At 59.3% G+C, this 2784-nt stretch carries 2 protein-coding genes; one reads left to right on the top strand and one right to left on the bottom strand.

Annotated elements, in window-relative coordinates:
* Positions 1 to 324: 324 nt before the first annotated feature.
* Positions 325 to 1068, bottom strand: a complete 744-nt coding sequence (locus tag EN969_RS25400; protein WP_024502861.1) for a Crp/Fnr family transcriptional regulator — start codon at positions 1066 to 1068, stop codon at positions 325 to 327.
* Positions 1069 to 1220: 152 nt separating this feature from the next.
* On the opposite strand from EN969_RS25400, the gene hemN reads away from it, so the two are divergent.
* Positions 1221 to 2570 (top strand): oxygen-independent coproporphyrinogen III oxidase, encoded by a 1350-nt coding sequence (gene hemN / locus EN969_RS25395; protein WP_063169226.1) that lies wholly within the window; start codon positions 1221 to 1223, stop codon positions 2568 to 2570.
* The last annotated feature ends 214 nt before the right edge of the window (positions 2571 to 2784 follow it).

The raw sequence follows: 2784 nt of genomic DNA, 5'->3' as shown, positions 1-2784 counted from the left end.
TTCCCTGGGTTGGGCGGGCGCAGACGCGATCGCTGAGGCGAAAGCTGAGGCTCTGCGCGCGTTGGATGCTATTGCCGATGCCCTGCCAAACGTTGTTCGGATCCCATTGGAAACGAACGCGATCGTTCCGCCGAGCCGTGGCAGATTAAGGACCATGCTTCGCCGGTATGTGCCGAAACACACCTGGCGATTGGTCACGTTCCTATCAAAGCCCGAAAGCTGTTTGTCTCGACAACCGTGACGCCGCTTCGTCGAAGGCGCGGCGACATCGCATTAAAAGGCAAACACGGCCCGCCCCGGAGTCATGCGACATGGCCTCGCCGCTTAGGGCCGCTCGCGTCCGCCGCCACAGCGCTTCTCCAGACGGCTTATGCTGTCCACCGTCACATGGCGTGCGTTCTCAATCCGAATCACCCCGTCAGCCCGCAATCGCGTCAGTTGGCGGCTCACGGTCTCGCTGGTGATTCCAAGGAAATCAGACATTTCGGCACGCGTCAGCGGCAGATCGAAGGAGGCCGACCCGGAAGCCGCATCGAGACTGGAATCGATATTCCGGGCCATCATGAGGAGAAAAGTCGCCACCTTTTCCGGAGCTGTCTTGCGCCCCAGCGTCACCATCCACTCGCGCGCCTCATCGAGTTCATTCAGCGTCTGTTTGAGCAGGCGATGCTCGAATTCCCGTGACGCCTTCATCATCCGTTCGACGGCCGCTCGCGGAAACGAACACAGCGTGACTGCTGTTGCCGCTTCCGCATTGATCGAGCTTTCCTCCTTGAAAGGACGTCCCAGAAAATCCGGTGCAAACTGGAGACCGACGATCTGCTGGCGCCCATCCGACAGGCTCTTTGATAGCTTTACCACGCCTGAAAGCACGTTGGAGTAGCTGTCGACGTTCTGTGCCTCGCCGGTCAACTCCATTCCTGACTCGATCCGGCGACGCGAGCAAGTCTTGGCGAGCCCAACCAAATTGTCTGGATCGAGCGCACCGCAGACACCGCGACGCCGTGCCTCGCAAGGGAAGCAAAGAACAGGAATGCCGGAACTATGAATGTCTTGCCGAAAGGTCATGCGTTCGCCTTACCCGATCCTAACTGCCGGCAGGATACCCATCCAGGGTAGAGAAATCCTGCGGCGGTTTGTCCATGAGCGCGGCTGATCGAGATCAGGGTCTGCTTCAGCGATGCGTGCAGTGTTCCGGCGGGCAACACGGTGAACGCGAGATGCAATCGGAAATAGCTGTCAAACTCAGCGAGAACGTCCCACGCTACACCAGCTATCCGACGGCGCCGCATTTCCATTCGGGGATCGATGCTGCCATTTACCGTGGCTGGTTGGAGACGCTGGAAAGCGGCGACGAAATCTCGCTGTACCTGCACATTCCTTACTGCGACAAGCTCTGCTGGTTCTGCGCCTGCCACACCAAGCAGACGCACCAATATGAGCCGGTGGCCGCTTATCTGCGCTCGCTGAATGCCGAAATCGTCACGATTGCCGGTCTGGTGAGCGGCAAGGCACATGTCCGTGCAATCCACTTCGGTGGCGGTTCGCCAACTATTCTGAGGCCCGATGATATGGTTGCTCTTGGAGCGGCCTTGCGGGACAGCTTCGACCTTCTCCCGGATGCTACGGTCAGCATCGAAATCGAAACCAACGACATGGACAAGGCGCGCCTTGATGCACTTGCTCAAATCGGCGTAACGCGGGCGAGCCTCGGCGTGCAGGATTTCGATCCGCAAGTGCAAAAAGCAATTAATCGTGAGCAGAGTTTTTTGCAGACCAAGGCAGTCGTCGACGGGGTTCGTTCGCGGGGCGTCGAATCGGTCAATCTGGACCTGCTCTACGGGCTCCCGAATCAGACACGCGAGACGATCTGTTCCACGGTGGCGCAGGCACTGACCTTGGAGCCAGACCGGATGGCCCTGTTCGGCTACGCACATGTGCCCTGGTTCAAGAAGCATCAGACGATGATCGACGAGGCATGGCTGCCGAGTCCCACTGAGCGTTTCGCCCAATCTCAACTCGCGGCGCGGGCAATTGTCGCCAAGGGATATGAGGCAATAGGACTCGATCATTTCGCGAAGCCCGACGATGCGCTGGCCATAGCGGCCCGCGCAGGGGTTTTGCATCGCAATTTTCAGGGCTACACTGAGGATCGCTGCCCGACACTGATCGGACTTGGCCCTTCGTCCATCGGTCGTTTTCGCCAAGGCTACGTGCAGAACATGGCTTCGACTGCCGGGTACGGGCGCATGGTTGCGGATGGCGGGTTGGCTGCCGTCCGCGGCGTTGCCCTTTCCGACGACGATCGCGTCCGTGGCTGGATCATCGAGCGGCTGATGTGTGATTTTGCCTTCTCGGCAGTCGACCTGGTGGAGCGGTTCGGCAAAGCCGGCGAGCAGCTCCTTCATCGCTCGAGGTCCATCGCACTCCACGATCCTGCCCGAGCGCTTGAATTCGATGGTGACAGTTTCCTCGTACGGACTGAAAGTCGCCCCTTCATTCGAACCATCGCGGCCAAGTTCGATACATATTTCAAAGGGGGAACGGCGAGGCACTCGGTGGCGGTCTGAGCAAAGCACAGTGCGCTCGCCGTTTGGTCGATCGGCGAACCAGCTGCGTTCGTTTTGACCGCTCATAGGCGACTACCGCATCAAATCGTCGACCGTGAACAATCCGAGCCCTAAGCGGCGACCGGCTTCGGCCGGATTTGAAGCAGGGCAATCAAGAGCGACAAAAACCCCTTCAGCCACCTGAGCAGGAGGGAGAAGTTGTAGCCGGCGGCGG

Origin of the sequence: Mesorhizobium sp. M7A.F.Ca.CA.003.01.2.1 (assembly GCF_003998945.1) — a bacterium.
Lineage (GTDB): Bacteria > Pseudomonadota > Alphaproteobacteria > Rhizobiales > Rhizobiaceae > Mesorhizobium > Mesorhizobium ciceri.
Note: the sequence above shows the minus strand (reverse complement) of the source record. Positions and strands in the feature narration are given on the sequence as shown.

Bases quoted from the DNA above. Each gene is read 5' to 3' on its own strand.
- EN969_RS25400 (WP_024502861.1), bottom strand. From the start codon at position 1,068: ATGACCTTTCGGCAAGACATTCATAGTTCCGGCATTCCTGTTCTTTGC.
- hemN (WP_063169226.1), top strand. From the start codon at position 1,221: ATGCAATCGGAAATAGCTGTCAAACTCAGCGAGAACGTCCCACGCTAC.